The following is a 15,889-nucleotide window of genomic DNA, read 5'->3' as shown; positions in this document are numbered from 1 at the left end:
AATCATTCCTTTGTTTTAAGGGCATGTTGATAAAGATCTGTTGCATTCTCTATTGGAATGTGGTTGATCGAAAACTTCACATTTTCTTTTCCTGAAGCAACAGCCAGCTTAATTGACGCCAAGTTTTTTCTCTCTTGCATAAATGTTTGGCCTAATGATGCCCATTGAATGCGCCCGCGTTTCATAATTGCCGTTTTCCGGGATAAAATTCCGTATTGCAAAGTTAAAAAACGGTTGCTTTGATTCCAGCCAATCATTCGATACCCCATCCATCCCAGACTGAATAATCCGAGCGGCAGAACTGCGGCCAGATTGTGATAGTCAGAAGGCACAAACAGCCATATCGGTACGGCAAGTAGACAGCCGGCTATAAATGGCATAACCATATAGTGAATTTTGGCCTCCTTTGTGAGCATGTGCAGATGGCTGCCCTTGCGGTAACCGGTAAACGGTTCAAGCATGGATTGGGCTTTTTCTTTTTTTACAAAAGGAAGAATGGTAACGGTTTTACTGTTTTGCTCATTTGAACGATTGCGAATCACAACAGCTTTGATTGCTGCATACCCTAAGAGGCGGTGAATCGGATGCTCGATGATAAGAATGGCCTGGATCCGGTTTTGGGCGATCGTTCGTTTTTTCTTCTCAAACAGACCCTGTTCAGTCTCAATTTCTCCTTTGCTATTTTTCCTTAATGTGAATTGAAAATCACTTGCAAATGTGAGTAATAGCGAAAGCGCGAATGATAGAATAGCCATCAAGACCACCGTGATCATGATCCAGTTGGGGCCGAACCAGCCGGATAAGTAGGTGAACAAAGTGTCCCGGTCTCCTTCTTTCGATATATCCAAATATTTTAGCAATCCAAGCAATAATAGCGTAAACACAATCCCGAATTTAGGCGATAGCAGGCTGTGTAAAATGAGATCATTTTTAGATAATTGAAACATTGAGTCTTCAGCATGTTCGCGCGGCCTGACTTTTGTTTCTGTTTTTAAAGCCGTCCGAATGCGCTGTTCTTCTTCTTTTGAAATGCAGCTGAGAATGATGCTGGATTCATCACCTCCGGCAAGTTCAATTGTTAACGTTCGTGTAGAGAATAAATGGTCATATACACGGATCGTAGAATCGATGGATTGAATGCGGTCCGGCTGCACCCATCTTTTCTTGACGACAAGTAAACCGGATTCAACATATATCGCTTTCTCATGTATTTGGTAGGTAAATGCCCGCCATTTCAATACACCAATTATGAAAAACGCGATAATAAGCAAAGAACCTAGAGCAATATTGATGATGAAAGCGGGGATGTGGCTGCCCAGTTTATGAATAAATAGTACGAGCAGCGGAACCAGCCAAATGAAGGACAACGATTCCTTGATCGCTATCATGACAAAATAAAGGATCGAAACAGGATGGAGACGATGTTTTATTAATGTTTCAGACTTGTTCATCGCTTAACCTCGCATAGGCTTCAATATCTTGGCGGATAGATTCGGCGGTTCCTTCGGCCAATCCCAGAATGTCGTGGCTGCCGGCTGCCGTTGATAAAGTCACTGTATATAAATTGTACTTTTTTAAAATAGGGCCTTGTTTTGCTTCGACATGCTGGACTTTTCCCATGGGAATTAATACTTTTCGCTTAAAAAAGATCCCTTTATGGATTTGGATGCTTAATTCACTGATCCGATATCGCCATAAACGATATTTCCACCTTGGCAAAAGATAAAGTTCAAATGGTACAGAGGCAATAGCCAAACACGATGCTCCAGCCAATATCCATTTTGGCCAGCCGAATGTTAAAGTACAGTATAGCAAGGCAAGGATAACGCATGTATACACGCATAACGTGATCACACCTTCAAGCTTCCTTGCGTCAACAATTTTTTTGTCTAATTTCTGCAATTTGCCAGTTCTCATGATAGTCCCCCCTATTTAGTTGTTTTTCTCGTTGCATAATCGAATGTATCAACAATTTCAGATATCGTGCTCTCCATGTCTGATATATCATGATTTGCGATTTTTGGTCCCAATGAATCGATTACGCTTCGCACGGTTCTGGCCATAATGAGCGGGGAAAACTCCCTGAAACTCTCTTCCATTTCCTGTCCCCACTTCAAAATGTCAATCAGCGGTTCATATATTGATTCATCTTCATCCTTATAATACAGCTCACCGCTTTCTGTTCGTAAGTTGGAAACCACTTCAATGATTGCGGTAACGTATTTGGGGTGCTCAAACATGAATCTGAGATTTGATTCAATATAGGCACGGAGTGTAGCCGGTGCACTGTCCAAACCGTCCATGAATTTTTCCATATAAGGCGCTGCAAGTCCGTAGGAATGCTCCACAACAGCCTTCATCAGCTGCATTTTATTCGGAAAATGATACGTGACGACTCCTTTGCTGATTCCCCCCTTTTTTGCGATATTGCCGATCGAGGCATTCGCATAGCCTTCTTCCGCAAGCACTTGAATGGCGTCTTCAATAATTTGCAGTCTTCGCTTTTGTCTTTTTGTATTCATGGTTTCATTTTAGTACGATCGTGCTAAAGTGTCAATTTAAAAATGATTCTATATGAAATGGAATCTAATAGTCTAAAATACAGAAACAAAAAATAAGGGGGGGCTTTTTTAAAAATGATGATTGCGCTTACATAAAAGATAAGCTATGTTAAAAAGGAAACAAAGGGGGGAGGAATTGGGATGAATGCAATTACGATTGTGATCGCCTCAATTTGCATATTGGCGATCGCCTACCGTTTGTATGGAACTTTTATGATGGTGAAAGTGCTGAAGGTGGATGACGAAAAACCGACTCCTGCCCATCTTCAAAAAGACGGCAAAGATTATGTGCCGACAAATAAATGGGTATCCTTCGGCCATCATTTTGCGGCGATTGCGGCGGCGGGACCGCTTGTCGGGCCGATTTTGGCCGCGCAATTCGGCTATTTGCCCGGCCTGATATGGCTGTTGATCGGAGCGGTTATCGGGGGAGCCGTTCACGATATCGTTGTTTTGTTTGCATCCATGCGCAGAAATGGAAAATCGCTTTCAGAAGTCGCCAAAGAAGAGCTCGGACCTGTCGCCGGGTTTTGCACCGGGCTTGCGATGCTGTTTATTATTACGATCACAATGGCGGGGCTGTCGATGGTTGTGCTCCATGCGCTCGAACGCAATCCGTGGGGGACGTTTGCTGTAGCTATCACGATACCAATTGCCATGGGAGTCGGTTTATTTTATAAAAAAACGGGCAATTTAAAGCTGGCATCAACCGGCGGGTTTATCCTGCTGATGATCGGCGTGTTCATCGGACCGTCTGTCGCAAGTACACCGCTTGGCGAGGCGCTGACGCTTGATGCAAAAACGCTTGCGATCGCGCTTCCGGTCTATGCGTTTTTTGCGGCGGCGCTTCCGGTCTGGCTGCTGCTTGCGCCGAGGGATTATTTGAGCAGCTTTATGAAGATCGGCGTGTTTATCGCGTTGATTGCAGGGGTGTTTGTCGTGAATCCGGCGATTCCGTTTCCGGCGTTTACCGAGTTTACGGAAGGGGGCGGCCCGGTCTCGCCAGGTCCGGTTTGGCCGTTTATTTCCATTACGATCGCATGCGGCGCGATTTCCGGCTTCCACGCGTTTGTCGGCTCAGGCACGACGCCGAAAATGCTCGATAAATGGAGCGATATGAAATTCGTCGGCTTTGGCGCGATGCTTGTGGAGTGCCTTGTCGGGATTATGGCTTTGATTGCAGCGACGGCATTGCAGCCGGGCGATTATTTTGCGATTAACAGCGCGCCTGAGGTTTTTCGGACGCTTGGGATGGACACCGTCCATTTATCTGAGCTCAGCCGGGAGATCGGGCTTGATTTGGAAGGAAGAACGGGCGGAGCCGTTACGCTTGCCGTCGGCATGGCCTATATTTTCACGGACATTCCGTTTTTCAGCCACTTAGCCTCGTATTTCTTTCAATTTGTCATCATGTTTGAAGCCGTCTTTATTTTAACGGCGATTGACGCCGGAACGAGGGTGGCCCGCTACTTGATTCAGGACTTTTTCGGCGAAGTGTACAGACCGCTCAAAAAAACCGATTGGCTTCCAGGTTCAGTCACCGCCAGCGCGCTCGCCTGTTTGATGTGGGGATACCTGCTGTATTCAGGCGATATCAGCTCCATTTGGGCGCTGTTTGGCGTTTCCAATCAGCTGATGGCATCTGTCGGCCTCATCATCGGCGCGACCGTCGTCTTGAAAATCGCCGATAAACGGCGGTATATGCTGACATGCCTTATTCCGCTCGCCTATTTATATGTAACCGTCAACTATGCGGGATACTGGATGATCAGACACGTCTACTTTAATGCGGAAGCGACCGGCTACAGCATTTTAAACGGCATTTTGTCGATCATCATGCTGATGTTGGGATTGGTCATCATGATTGCCGCCATTAAGAAGTGGACGGTGCTTTGGCGTGATCCGGCTTTGAGAATGGAGCCATCCATTCCGGGCTGATAAAATAAACCGGGGCCATCCGGGCCTCCGGTTTATTGTTTTGGTTTCAAACCTTGTTCCAACGTTTCGAGCATTTCATTTTTGTCTGATTCTGAAGCGTTCTGCCAAATGACCTCAAACAAAACGCCCAATCCAGGCAGCATTTTTTCTTCTCCGCTTTGGATCGCATCGACGATCGTGTGCTCAAGCTCCTCCTGCGTGTTTCCGGAAACATTCGCAATGACTGCGTGTCGCAAATTCAAATCCACTTTTTTCACTCCATTTCCATATCTGATTTTCTATATTCTGTCTCGTTTGCGGGTTTATTATGTATCATTCATGAGATATAATGTGACTATTGCCAGACAAAGGAGTCAAAATGATTTGAAACGAATTGAATCAGCTAAAAATCAAAAAGTGAAGGATTGGAAAAAGCTTCATACGAAAAAGGAACGGACGAAAACCAATACTTTTCTAATAGAAGGTGAGCACCTTGTTGAAGAGGCGATGAAAACGCCCGGGAACGTAAAAGAAATTATGGTCATGGAGGAAGCCGATCTTCCGGCGGGACTTGATGTATCTGTTTCTTGTTATATTCTGAGCGCTGAAGCTTTTTCAGCCATTACGGAAACAGAGACACCGCAGGCTGTGGCCGCCGTCTGCCAAATGCCTGAACAAGGCCCTTTTCAATATGAAAAGCTGCTCCTTGCAGACGCTGTACAGGACCCCGGCAATTTAGGGACGATCATTCGGACGGCTGATGCGGCAGGAATCGATGCTGTTGTTGTCGGACACGGGACGGTAGACCCGTACAACGCGAAAACGCTCAGATCCGCCCAAGGTTCGCATTTTCACATCCCGATCATCAAAGCGGAGCTTTCCGGACTGATAGAAGAGCTCAAAGAAAAGCAGATTCCCGTTTACGGAACGGCCCTGCAAAATGCCGTTCCATTTAGGGAGGCGGAGCCGTCGCGGTCATTTGCGCTTCTAATCGGAAATGAGGGCTCTGGAGTTGATCCGGATCTTCTCGGCCGGACGGACAAGAACCTGTACGTTCCCATTTACGGTAAAGCCGAATCCTTGAATGTGGCGGCCGCAGCGGCGGTACTGCTTTATCACCTGCGCGGATAACCGGTTGCACAGGATGATCTAATTCACTATAATGAATATAATATGTTGAAAAACAGTGATAGAGGAGCGGTTTTTTGCGAGTGCCGCCATTCAGGGAGAAAATGCCTGAGACTGAGAGCATTTTTATGGCCGGCTTAAAAAACGTTTCACCTCTTGAGTTGTCACCGGGACCACATGCATGCCATGTGTAAAGGTGAACCGGAGTCAATCCGTTATGTCAATGAAGTGAGAAGCAAAGCTTGTTTTGCTTTTCTTAAAAAGGGTGGTACCGCGGGCCACAATTCGTCCCTTTCATACAGAGAGGGGCTTTTTTTATTGTCAATTAACAAGTTTGTCCAGATAAAAGGAGGAAATGAAAAACATGCAGGAACAGCTGAAACAGCTTGAAAAAGAAGCGGTTGCCAAAGTTGAAGGCGCACAGTCATTAAAAGAAGTCAACGATGTCCGCGTGGCGTATCTTGGGAAAAAAGGGCCGATCACAGAAGTGCTCAGGGGAATGGGAAAGCTTTCTGCTGAAGAAAGGCCGAAAATGGGCGCCCTGGCAAATGAAGTGAGAGAAACGATTGCCGCCGCCATTGCTGAAAAAAATGCCCGTCTTGAAGAGGAAGAAGTCAAAAGAAAGCTGAAAGAACAGACAATTGATGTGACGCTTCCGGGAAGTCCCGTCAAAACGGGATCAAAGCACCCGCTGACGATCGTGATCGAGGATATTGAAGACCTGTTTATCAGCATGGGCTATTCTGTGGAAGAGGGGCCTGAGGTGGAAACGGATTACTACAATTTCGAAGCGCTGAACCTTCCGAAAGACCATCCGGCGCGGGATATGCAGGACAGCTTTTACATCACTGAAGACACCCTGATGAGAACGCAGACTTCACCGGTTCAGACACGGACGATGGAAAAGCACAAAGGAAAGGGTCCTGTCAAAATCATCTGTCCCGGCAAAGTGTACCGCCGCGACAATGATGATGCGACACACTCTCACCAGTTTATGCAGATTGAAGGGCTTTGCGTCGATCACAACATCAGCATGAGCGATCTGAAAGGAACGCTTGAAACCGTCGCTAAAAAGATGTTCGGCGAAGAACGCGAAATCAGATTGCGTCCAAGCTTCTTCCCGTTTACAGAACCATCCGTGGAAGTCGATGTTTCCTGTTTCAAATGCGGAGGAAAAGGCTGTTCCGTTTGTAAACAAACAGGCTGGATTGAAATTCTCGGCGCCGGAATGGTGCATCCGAACGTGCTTGAAATGGCCGGATTCGATTCCAAACAATATCAGGGCTTTGCGTTTGGAATGGGTGTTGAACGCATCGCGATGCTGAAATACGGCATTGATGACATCCGTCATTTCTATACGAACGATGTTAGATTTTTATCTCAATTTAAACAGGCTTAAAGAGGAGGACGCGTGATGTTTGTTTCATATAAATGGTTGGAAGAATACGTGAATTTGGACGGAATGACGCCTGATATTCTCGCTGAAAAGATTACGAGAAGCGGGATTGAAGTGGAAGGCGTCGAATATAAAGGCGAAGGAATCAAAGGCGTTGTCATCGGACATGTCCTTGAACGCGAACAGCACCCGAACGCCGATAAATTAAACAAGTGCCTTGTCGATATCGGCGGAGATGAGTCTGTACAAATCATTTGCGGCGCTCCGAATGTCGACAAAGGCCAAAAAGTGGCCGTTGCGACGGTCGGCGCCGTACTGCCGGGCAACTTCAAAATCAAAAAAGCCAAGCTCCGCGGCGAAGAGTCGAACGGCATGATCTGTTCATTGCAGGAGCTCGGCATTCAAGGCAAGCTTGTGCCGAAAGAATATGCGGAGGGCATTTTCGTATTCCCGAATGATGCCGAAACGGGAGCGGACGCGCTGGAGAGCCTTGCACTTGACGATGCGATCCTTGAGCTCGGTCTGACGCCAAACCGCGCCGATGCGATGAACATGCTCGGCGTCGCCTATGAAGTGGCGGCGATTCTCGGACGCGATGTGAAGCTTCCTGAGACGTCCTATCAACCTGGCGGCGAAAAAGCGGAAGACTACATTTCGGTGAAAATCGAAGACCAGCAAGCGAATCCGCTATACGCGGCAAAAATCATTAAAGATGTCAAAATCGGCCCTTCACCGCTCTGGATGCAGACGAAGCTGATCAATGCCGGAATCAGACCGCATAACAATGTCGTCGATATTACGAACTTTGTGCTGCTCGAATACGGCCAGCCGCTGCACGCTTTCGACTATGACCGCTTCGGTTCAAAAGAGGTCGTCGTCCGCAAAGCGGCGGAAAATGAAACGATTGTAACACTTGATGATGAGGAAAGAACATTATCAGCCGATCATCTTGTCATTACGAACGGCTCCACGCCGCAAGCCGTCGCAGGTGTTATGGGAGGTGCCGAGTCAGAAGTCCGCGAAGATACGACGACGATTTTGCTCGAAGCGGCGTACTTTAACGGACAGACTGTCCGCAAGGCTTCAAAAGACCTCGGACTTCGCAGCGAATCAAGCATCCGCTTTGAAAAAGGAATCGACCCCGCACGCGTGCGACTCGCCGCAGAACGGGCAGCCGACCTGATCAGCCAATATGCGGGCGGTACTGTGTTGGAGGGGACAGTGGACGAAAATCACCTTGACATCCAAGAGGCTGTCATCAGCCTTTCCGCTGATAAAGTGGCGAAGGTGCTCGGCATGTCCATCAGCAAAGAGGAAATGGTCCATATTTTCAAGAAGCTCGGTTTTTCCGTCGAAGAAGCGGACGGCAAGCTGATCGTGACCGTTCCGACAAGAAGAGGCGACATTACGATCGAAGAGGACTTAATCGAAGAGGTTGCAAGACTGTACGGCTATGACAATATTCCGTCTACACTGCCTGAAGTGACGGGCTTTACCGGCGGACTCACCCCTTATCAAGAAAAGCGGAGAAAAGTGAGACGCTTTCTGGAGGGAGCGGGGCTTTCACAGGCGATCACGTACTCGCTGACAAACGATAAAAAAGCGACCGCCTTCGCTCTTGAAAAATCGTTCAAAACGATTCTTTCTCTGCCGATGAGCGAGGAGCGAAGCGTATTAAGACACAGCCTGCTTCCAAACCTGCTTGACTCTGTCGCCTACAACCTGGCGCGGCAGACCGATTCCGCAGCCTTTTACGAAATCGGCTCGGTTTTCCTAAAAGTCGAAGAACAGACAAAACCGGTTGAAAAAGAATATGTAGCTGGCGCTGTGACAGGTCTGTGGCACAAAAACCTTTGGCAGGGCGAGAAGAAGCCGGTTGATTTCTTCGTTGTCAAAGGCATTGTCGAAGGCCTTTTAGAAAAACTCGGCATACAGGAAGGCATCGAGTATGTTCAATCTGAAAGAAAAGAGCTTCATCCGGGGCGGACGGCCAATATTTTGCACAACGGCAGCCTGATCGGTTTCATCGGCCAGCTCCATCCATCGGTCGAAAAAGAGCTCGATCTGAAAGAAACGTACGTATTTGAGCTAGACCTGCACGCGCTATTCACGCTGGACGTACCGGCCATCACGTACACGGCCATTCCGAAATATCCGTCCGTCACACGCGACATCGCGCTTGTCGTGAACAAAGACATCACGAGCGGCCAGCTGGAGAGCGCCATTAAAAAAGCCGGCGGAAAATTATTGAAGGAAGTGCACGTCTTTGATGTCTACGAAGGCGAGCATATGGAAGAAGGCAAAAAATCGGTCGCTTTCAGCCTCCAATATTTAAACCCGGAACAAACGCTGACAGAAGAAGAAGTGACAAAAGTCCACGACCAAGTGCTGAAAGCACTGGAGGATACGTATCAGGCTGTGTTAAGAGGATAAAACTTAAAAAAATAACCGGTTCCCATGTATCAGGGACCGGTTATTTTTTGTTATTGATACCAAACTTTATTTTTCTCGATAAGCTCGTTATGAGCCTCATCCCAGACATCGACTGTGTATGCGTAGTCGTAGTTCATAATGCAGCGGATTCCGCTTCCTTGCGGATCGTGTTCCACGCCGAAGTTATGGGAAAATTCGTGTCTTGCCGCTTTTGCCGAATTTTCCGTTCCCATGTCGAGCGTGACGCTGAAAGCGGGACCGTCCGGCTTAACAGGATATTGAAAAGCGATGCCGCCCGCTTCAAAATTGTCGTTGGCTGTAAAGCCGGCTACAAATTTATAAGGCTGGCCCTCAAATTTGGCTGCAAGGTTGTCAAGAATGTCAGAGGCGTTCTTACCGGAAGAATTCCAAGGGGCAACGGCTTCCACGACAAAGTCAATATCATGGTCGCGGTTGAACATTTCATCCGCCTCCTCAACAATTTGGACGATTCTCGTTTTCCAATCCTTATATTTCGTCCGAAATTGCTTATCAGCCACTGCCAATACGCTTACCTTTTGTTTGCCCGTGCTGGCTTGAGTCGAAAATTTGCTGTTGTTTACATTCTTTTCAAATGTCATCGTTCCAGCTGTGTTTCCTTTTTCATCCAGCACCTTTGTTTTCGTTGTTTTTTCAACGTGAACTTTGCCGGCTAAATCTTTAAAACCATCCTTAGGTTTAGGCAATGCTTCAATATGAATCCCTTTTGCTTCATGAGGATGCCCATGACCGCCCGTTTCCGCGACCCCGGCCGCCCCGGGTATTAAACTTGCAGAAAGTAATAAAGTAAAGAATAAAGACCGTTTTTTCATTTTACAAATCCCTCCGTATTTTTTAACAAATTAAAGATTTCTTCTAGTAAACTAAAAATCCCTGCTTTTCATCCAAAAAGAGGAAGATATACATAGATTCTTATTACAGGCCTTTCAATCTAACTACGAAGATCGCTAAAATTCGACAAGAAATCTGCAGTTTGACAGGGTTTTTCAAACAGATCTATAGGCCTTTTATTTGCTAATCTTCTGATAAATTGTAATAATCTCCAGCAAAAAGATCGAAATTCAGCAAAGGTTGCGCCGCTTTGTGTTGCCTGCGTCAAAAAAAGCAAGAGAAAGGCGCTGCCTGACTATATCATTGTTGCTTCACATTAACGTTGCCTCTATGAGCCTTATTTTGTAATCCTTGATACCCGGAAAACCTGGCCATTTGCCAGCTTATGCCCTCTATCATAAATTTTAATCAAATCGCTTTCTTCTGGATCGCTGGAAAAAACTATTTCATATTTCTTTTTTTTAGTATAAAATCATTAATAGTGCAAAATAACCATTCAGAAAGGATCGGGACTATGACAAAAAACCCAAGCAATAATACTCAAACATTTATCATTTTAGGCTGGATATGTACCGGTATATCACTGCTGCTTATTCCGATTTTATTTGGTGCAGGAGGAGTTATTTTTGGATATCTAGTAAGAAGTAATGGGAAAGTACAACACGGCACAATTATGATGATCGCAGCTATCGCTTGTGGTTTATTTGGTGTTGTATTAGGAATGGCTACCGCCGGATATTAAATTCATTTCAAGCGATAACGGGAATCCGGGACAGACAGTATACATAAAAAAGGCAGGCCGGGTGGTCTGCTTTTTTACTTGATTATGATGCCGGGATGCCAATAGGCCATGACCTCAGGACGCAACGTTTGTTGCCTCTTCATCTTCCTCTCCAATCTCGTCGGGCTCCTAGTCATCTTACCGGCAGGATGAGCGCATCCATATAATAAGATAAGTCACTGAACAACTAGCAGGAATAATAGACAAGTTTCCCGCGGCCTATCCAAGATTTCAGCGAGGTAAACGATAATGAGCAAATTTGATTTTATAAAAAATAGCAAGCATGCGTTTTATGCGTTAAAAGAAAACGATCTTACAGAAGCAGAAGGAAGATTAGGATTTTCATTTCCTAATGAACTGAGGGAATTTTATTTGGAAATTGGATACGGATTTATAAGAAGTAATAATGGGAGCGCAATTAACAGGCTGTTGGATCCGCATACTATTGCAAATATTACTTTAAGAGAAGATATTTACGAATTTGATCCGGATTTAGATGATATATACGAAGATGAAGACAGGCTTGTTTTTTATGAGGTAAATGAAGGCGTATATTTAACACTTAATGTAAATAAAACCGATAGATCTCCAGTATTCTTTTTTAATGCAAAAATAGCCGACTCGTTGGAGGAATTTATTAAAAAAGTTGATCAAGATGATCGATACTTTGAAAATATAATAGATTAAATATGCCTCGGAGCGTATTTTTATGCGGAAGATCTCAGTGATTCTAATATAACTAAGTACATACCTTAATAAAGAAAAGCCTCATCACATTCTATTAATCAGGAGATAAAATGACAGAGAAATAGCCCTTATAATGGTAAGAGCATGAAGTTCATTACGTCCTGCCCAGACGATACACGATTCCGTTTCAAATATTTACTGTGAATGGATCGAAGATAAGAATATCGTCAGTTTTATTGCGAAGAGCCGGGATGAATGCAGGATATAGCCGCGAGCGGAAATGCTCCCTGGAACTCCGTGAACTGGTCCTCGAACTTCCTGCCAAAATCGCCGGGAACCCTTGAAAGTCAGGAGCTCCCGCTTTTTGGCGTATTCAGCTTTTCGACGCCAGCCGCTTCGCTTTCTGTGTATTCGCAAAGTGAAGTTTCGTGAAATGGCCGAGCGCTGCTTCGCCGTGTTTCCTGATCAGCCTTGCCGCGGCTTCATCGACGAGCGGCCCTGCTCCTTTCGGAAGCGTCATGCCGGCTTCTTTTGAAAGCTTGTTCATTTCCATTAAAAATGAATAGCGCGCGATGATCGAAGCGGCGGCGACGGCCAGGTGGATGCCTTCCGCTTTAGTGCTGAAATATGTACGCTCTTTAACGGCATTTCTGCCGGCGAGGTGTTTAAAATAAACGGCCGGTTCTGCGAACTGGTCGATTAAAATCGCTTCAGGCCGGGTTCCGTCCAATTTTTTGAGCAGGTGTGTGATCGCCTGGTTGTGCAGGAGGGCTTTCATTTTTCCCTGGCTCATGCCTTTTTTTTGCAGTTCATTGTATTTGTCATTTTTTAAGACGAGCAGGCTGTAGGGCACCGTCTTGATCAGGTCGCGGGCGATTTGGACGATTTGCGGGTCCTTCAGGTGCTTGGAATCCTTGACGCCGAGCTCTTGCAAAAGCGGATGCTTCGCCTTGTCGGCGTAAACGCATGCGACGGTCATCGGGCCGAAATAATCGCCGGTGCCGACTTCATCGGAGCCGATGACAGACATGGAGCCGATACCTTCCGGCGGCTGATAGGCGGAAGGGGTGCGCGGCTTTGCGGCGGTTTTTTTGTCGGCCGGGGCTTCGGCCGATGCTGTCCAGCGTTCAGCTTCCTTTGCGGCGTTTTTTCCCTGGAACAAAACCTTTCCGGATTGATATGCTGTAATCGTGCAGCCTTCGGGCTTAGCCTGAAAAACCGCTCCCTGGACTGAAAGAGAGGTGATGTCGGACAGGTAATAGCTTTTCATGCGTTCAATAACAGATTGGGGAACTTTTAAAACGGAATGTGACACGGTTTAATCTCCTTTTTTAGCTGATAAAAACAGGCGTTTTCGATGTTTTTATAAGTGTATCATAACAGCCGAGGGCTCGTCTTTCCATTCAATCTCTAAACATGTTATGATAGAGTCTAGGATTCTCGCGGAAGGAATGGAGGAGAAACGTTGTCTGATGGTCGCAAAACGAAAACAACAGTTGACATCTACGGTCAGCAATTTACAATCGTCGGCGATGAAACGAAAAGCCATATGAGGCACGTTGCTTCAATTGTCGACGATAAGATGAGAGAAATCAATGAAAAAAATCCGTATCTTGACATAAATAAACTCGCCGTATTAACGGCGGTGAATGTGGTGCATGATTATTTGAAGCTGAAGGAAGAATTTGAAAGATTGAAAGGACAAATTAAAGAAAAGGATTGAACATCACGATGCTAGATATCATCATTATCATTTTGCTTTTGTCCGGTCTGTTCATCGGTCTGAAAAGAGGATTTATCCGCCAGTTTATCCGCTTGGTGACATTTATTGCGGCGATTGCTGTGGCGGGGGCCTATTGTCGCGACCTCGCGCCTAAGCTGAGCTGGATTCCGTCCCCTGACTTTACGGGCGGTCAGACGGCTCTGACATTTGTCAGCGGAAGCATTGAAAATGCCTATTATAATATGATTGCGTTTCTGATTCTATTTTTCCTGACGATTATCCTTTTGAGGATTGCAGCGTCATTTTTGGATGCTGTCGCACAAATCCCGATTTTGAAACAAATCAACCAAATTCTCGGAGCTGTGCTCGGTTTTGCGGAAATTTACCTGTTCGTGTTCATCGTCCTGTTCGTCGGGTCGCTTCTGCCGATCGACGTTCTGCAAAACATGATGGCCCACTCTGCACTGGCGGATGTCATTGTCAATAAAACCCCGTATTTATCAAACTTGTTAAACAATCTACCGCTTCAGCACGGATCTTTTTAAAACTTCTCTGTTCTTGGAGAAGTTTTTTTTCCGGCTGAATGTGCCTCTCGCTTGTCGAAAGATTGTAGGATCAGCCAAAAATTTGTATGATGGAAACAGGGTGAACACGGGGAAACAAGAGGTGAAAAAGTTGCATAAAAAAGATATTATCAGATTGCTTGAAACGATTGCGATTTATATGGAACTAAAAGGGGACAACCCGTTTAAAATATCCGCTTTCAGAAAAGCCGCCGCGGCACTTGAACAAGATGACCGCAGCCTCTCCGAAATCGACGATATGATGTCTCTTTCCGGAATCGGCAAAGGGACGTACGCCGTCATTAAGGAATATATGGACCATGGTGCATCCAGCACGCTGGAGCGTTTAAAAGAGGAGGTTCCGGAAGGGCTTGTTCCGCTTCTGAAGCTGCCGGGGCTCGGCGGCAAAAAAATAGCCAAACTGTATCAGGAATTGGGTGTTACGGACGCGGAATCGTTAAAAGAAGCGTGTGAACAGCAAAAGGTTCAGGGGCTCGCCGGATTCGGCAAAAAAACGGAAGAAAAAATCCTCCAGGCTCTGGGGGAAGCCGGAAAGCGTCCTGAACGGTATCCGATCGCTGTGGCTCTTGCCGTCGCCGATGTCATTGAAGAACAGCTTGCGGGGCTGCCGGGCCTTATCAAGTTTTCACGCGCGGGAAGCCTCAGACGTGCCAAAGAAACAGTGAAAGATCTTGACTATATTATGGCTGTCACAGACCCTGCTCTTGTCCGCGAAGGGCTTCTGAAGCTTTCAAATATAAAAGAGGTCATTGCCAGCGGAGATACGAAAGTATCGCTGACATTTGCGTTTGAATACGAAATCAGCGCCGATTTCAGGCTTGTGACCGAAGAGCAGTTTCCGACGACGCTGCATCATTTTACCGGGTCAAAAGATCACAATATAAAGATGCGCCAGCTTGCGAAAGAAAGAGGCGAAAGAATCAGCGAGTACGGAGTCGAGACGATCGAAACAGGGGACATCCAAACCTTCTCAAGCGAGAAGGAGTTTTTCGCCCATTTTGGCCTTCCTTTTATCCCGCCCGAGCTGAGGGAAACGGGGAAAGAAGTCGAACAGTACAGCGACGATATCGGGCTGATTTCCGAGCAAGATATTAAAGGAGATCTCCATATGCACTCGACATGGAGCGACGGTGCGTTTTCGATCAGGGAAATGGCTGAGGCCTGCATGGCAAAAGGGTATCAGTATATGGCGATCACCGATCACTCGCAATATTTAAAAGTCGCAGGCGGCTTAACGCCGGAAAGGCTTCGTATGCAGGCGAAAGAAATTGATGAATTGAACAAGGAATTTACCGATTTTCACATATTTAAAGGCGTTGAGATGGATATACTGCCTGACGGCTCTCTCGACTATGACGATGAGCTGCTGGCGGAAATGGATCTTGTCATTGCATCTATCCATTCAAGCTTTTCACAGCCCGAGCACGTCATTATGAAGCGGCTCGAAAACGCGCTCAACAATCAGCACGTTGATATTATCGCCCACCCAACCGGCCGGCTCATCGGCAGAAGGTCTGGGTATGAAGTGGATATCGACCGGCTGATCGAGCTGGCGAAAAAAACGAATACAGCGTTGGAGCTGAATGCCAATCCTGCTCGGCTCGATCTCAGAATGGAGCATCTGCTCAAAGCAAATGCCGCCGGGGTCACGCTTGTCATTAATACGGACGCCCACAGCACCGCGATGCTTGAAGATATGAAAACGGGCGTGACGGCAGCGAGAAAAGGATGGACCGGAAAAGCGAACGTATTGAATGCCCGTTCTCTTGACGAAGTCCGTGCATTTTTGTCTCGCCGCCGATCTTAAGG

15 protein-coding genes are annotated in these 15,889 nt (G+C 46.4%); 9 read left to right on the top strand and 6 right to left on the bottom strand.

The window, feature by feature from the left end:
• Positions 1-2 precede the first annotated feature (2 nt).
• Genes BTR1S_RS17390 through BTR1S_RS17380 form a run of 3 tightly spaced genes read right to left on the bottom strand, consistent with a single transcriptional unit; the run spans position 3 to position 2,522 of the window.
• Entirely contained in the window at positions 3-1,451 is a 1,449-nt protein-coding gene (locus BTR1S_RS17390) for a PH domain-containing protein (RefSeq protein ID WP_029419150.1), read from the bottom strand.
• Positions 1,438-1,917, bottom strand: coding sequence for a PH domain-containing protein (locus BTR1S_RS17385; RefSeq protein ID WP_006637932.1), 480 nt, complete (start codon positions 1,915-1,917; stop codon positions 1,438-1,440). The genes BTR1S_RS17390 and BTR1S_RS17385 overlap by 14 nt, the downstream gene beginning before the upstream one ends.
• An 11-nt stretch (positions 1,918-1,928) precedes the next feature.
• The gene (locus BTR1S_RS17380; protein ID WP_006637931.1) at positions 1,929-2,522 is read right to left on the bottom strand and encodes a TetR/AcrR family transcriptional regulator; all 594 of its coding nucleotides are present in this window, start codon (positions 2,520-2,522) and stop codon (positions 1,929-1,931) included.
• 180 nt (positions 2,523-2,702) lie between these two features.
• Here BTR1S_RS17380 and cstA point away from each other — a divergent pair, with 180 nt between their 5' ends.
• Positions 2,703-4,499: a carbon starvation protein CstA gene (gene cstA, locus BTR1S_RS17375; protein ID WP_029419149.1), complete on the top strand. Its 1,797-nt coding sequence runs from the start codon at positions 2,703-2,705 to the stop codon at positions 4,497-4,499.
• A gap of 32 nt (positions 4,500-4,531) precedes the next feature.
• Here cstA and sspI read toward each other — a convergent pair whose 3' ends face one another.
• Positions 4,532-4,747 carry a small acid-soluble spore protein SspI gene (gene sspI / locus BTR1S_RS17370; protein ID WP_006637929.1) on the bottom strand — a complete coding sequence of 72 codons (216 nt, stop codon included), beginning with the start codon at positions 4,745-4,747 and terminating at the stop codon, positions 4,532-4,534.
• A gap of 115 nt (positions 4,748-4,862) precedes the next feature.
• Between sspI and BTR1S_RS17365 the strand changes: the two genes are divergently transcribed.
• The 3 genes from BTR1S_RS17365 to pheT all read left to right on the top strand — a co-directional run bounded on the left by BTR1S_RS17365 (position 4,863) and on the right by pheT (position 9,435).
• The gene (locus tag BTR1S_RS17365) at positions 4,863-5,609 is read left to right on the top strand and encodes a TrmH family RNA methyltransferase (protein ID WP_029419148.1); all 747 of its coding nucleotides are present in this window, start codon (positions 4,863-4,865) and stop codon (positions 5,607-5,609) included.
• Positions 5,610-5,970: 361 nt separating this feature from the next.
• Positions 5,971-7,005, top strand: a complete 1,035-nt coding sequence (pheS, locus tag BTR1S_RS17355) for a phenylalanine--tRNA ligase subunit alpha (protein ID WP_006637926.1) — start codon at positions 5,971-5,973, stop codon at positions 7,003-7,005.
• Positions 7,006-7,020: 15 nt separating this feature from the next.
• Complete coding sequence (gene pheT / locus BTR1S_RS17350) at positions 7,021-9,435, top strand: phenylalanine--tRNA ligase subunit beta (RefSeq protein ID WP_029419146.1); 2,415 nt, start codon at positions 7,021-7,023, stop codon at positions 9,433-9,435.
• Positions 9,436-9,485: 50 nt separating this feature from the next.
• Here the strand turns inward: pheT and BTR1S_RS17345 are convergent, their stop codons facing one another.
• Positions 9,486-10,286 carry a zinc-dependent metalloprotease gene (locus tag BTR1S_RS17345; protein ID WP_006637924.1) on the bottom strand — a complete coding sequence of 267 codons (801 nt, stop codon included), beginning with the start codon at positions 10,284-10,286 and terminating at the stop codon, positions 9,486-9,488.
• Between the two features lie 533 nt (positions 10,287-10,819).
• Between BTR1S_RS17345 and BTR1S_RS22145 the strand changes: the two genes are divergently transcribed.
• Together BTR1S_RS22145 and BTR1S_RS17335 are read left to right on the top strand one after the other, a co-directional pair.
• Positions 10,820-11,047 (top strand): hypothetical protein, encoded by a 228-nt coding sequence (locus tag BTR1S_RS22145; protein ID WP_053071197.1) that lies wholly within the window; start codon positions 10,820-10,822, stop codon positions 11,045-11,047.
• A gap of 288 nt (positions 11,048-11,335) precedes the next feature.
• The gene (locus BTR1S_RS17335) at positions 11,336-11,773 is read left to right on the top strand and encodes an SMI1/KNR4 family protein (RefSeq protein ID WP_029419145.1); all 438 of its coding nucleotides are present in this window, start codon (positions 11,336-11,338) and stop codon (positions 11,771-11,773) included.
• 373 nt (positions 11,774-12,146) lie between these two features.
• Here BTR1S_RS17335 and rnhC read toward each other — a convergent pair whose 3' ends face one another.
• Entirely contained in the window at positions 12,147-13,088 is a 942-nt protein-coding gene (rnhC, locus tag BTR1S_RS17330; protein WP_029419144.1) for a ribonuclease HIII, read from the bottom strand.
• Between the two features lie 150 nt (positions 13,089-13,238).
• Between rnhC and zapA the strand changes: the two genes are divergently transcribed.
• The 3 genes from zapA to polX all read left to right on the top strand — a co-directional run bounded on the left by zapA (position 13,239) and on the right by polX (position 15,887).
• Complete coding sequence (gene zapA, locus BTR1S_RS17325) at positions 13,239-13,496, top strand: cell division protein ZapA (RefSeq protein WP_006637920.1); 258 nt, start codon at positions 13,239-13,241, stop codon at positions 13,494-13,496.
• 8 nt (positions 13,497-13,504) lie between these two features.
• The gene (locus BTR1S_RS17320; RefSeq protein WP_006637919.1) at positions 13,505-14,041 is read left to right on the top strand and encodes a CvpA family protein; all 537 of its coding nucleotides are present in this window, start codon (positions 13,505-13,507) and stop codon (positions 14,039-14,041) included.
• 130 nt (positions 14,042-14,171) lie between these two features.
• Positions 14,172-15,887 (top strand): DNA polymerase/3'-5' exonuclease PolX, encoded by a 1,716-nt coding sequence (gene polX, locus BTR1S_RS17315; protein WP_006637918.1) that lies wholly within the window; start codon positions 14,172-14,174, stop codon positions 15,885-15,887.
• Positions 15,888-15,889 lie beyond the last annotated feature (2 nt).

The sequence above is a fragment of the Bacillus sonorensis NBRC 101234 = KCTC 13918 genome (genome assembly GCF_001592005.1).
GTDB classification, from domain to species: Bacteria; Bacillota; Bacilli; order Bacillales; family Bacillaceae; genus Bacillus; species Bacillus sonorensis.
Note: the sequence above shows the minus strand (reverse complement) of the source record. Positions and strands in the feature narration are given on the sequence as shown.

Bases quoted from the DNA above. Each gene is read 5' to 3' on its own strand.
- BTR1S_RS17390 (WP_029419150.1), bottom strand. From the start codon at position 1,451: ATGAACAAGTCTGAAACATTAATAAAACATCGTCTCCATCCTGTTTCG.
- BTR1S_RS17385 (WP_006637932.1), bottom strand. From the start codon at position 1,917: ATGAGAACTGGCAAATTGCAGAAATTAGACAAAAAAATTGTTGACGCA.
- BTR1S_RS17380 (WP_006637931.1), bottom strand. From the start codon at position 2,522: ATGAATACAAAAAGACAAAAGCGAAGACTGCAAATTATTGAAGACGCC.
- cstA (WP_029419149.1), top strand. From the start codon at position 2,703: ATGAATGCAATTACGATTGTGATCGCCTCAATTTGCATATTGGCGATC.
- pheS (WP_006637926.1), top strand. From the start codon at position 5,971: ATGCAGGAACAGCTGAAACAGCTTGAAAAAGAAGCGGTTGCCAAAGTT.
- pheT (WP_029419146.1), top strand. From the start codon at position 7,021: ATGTTTGTTTCATATAAATGGTTGGAAGAATACGTGAATTTGGACGGA.
- BTR1S_RS17345 (WP_006637924.1), bottom strand. From the start codon at position 10,286: ATGAAAAAACGGTCTTTATTCTTTACTTTATTACTTTCTGCAAGTTTA.
- BTR1S_RS22145 (WP_053071197.1), top strand. From the start codon at position 10,820: ATGACAAAAAACCCAAGCAATAATACTCAAACATTTATCATTTTAGGC.
- BTR1S_RS17335 (WP_029419145.1), top strand. From the start codon at position 11,336: ATGAGCAAATTTGATTTTATAAAAAATAGCAAGCATGCGTTTTATGCG.
- BTR1S_RS17320 (WP_006637919.1), top strand. From the start codon at position 13,505: ATGCTAGATATCATCATTATCATTTTGCTTTTGTCCGGTCTGTTCATC.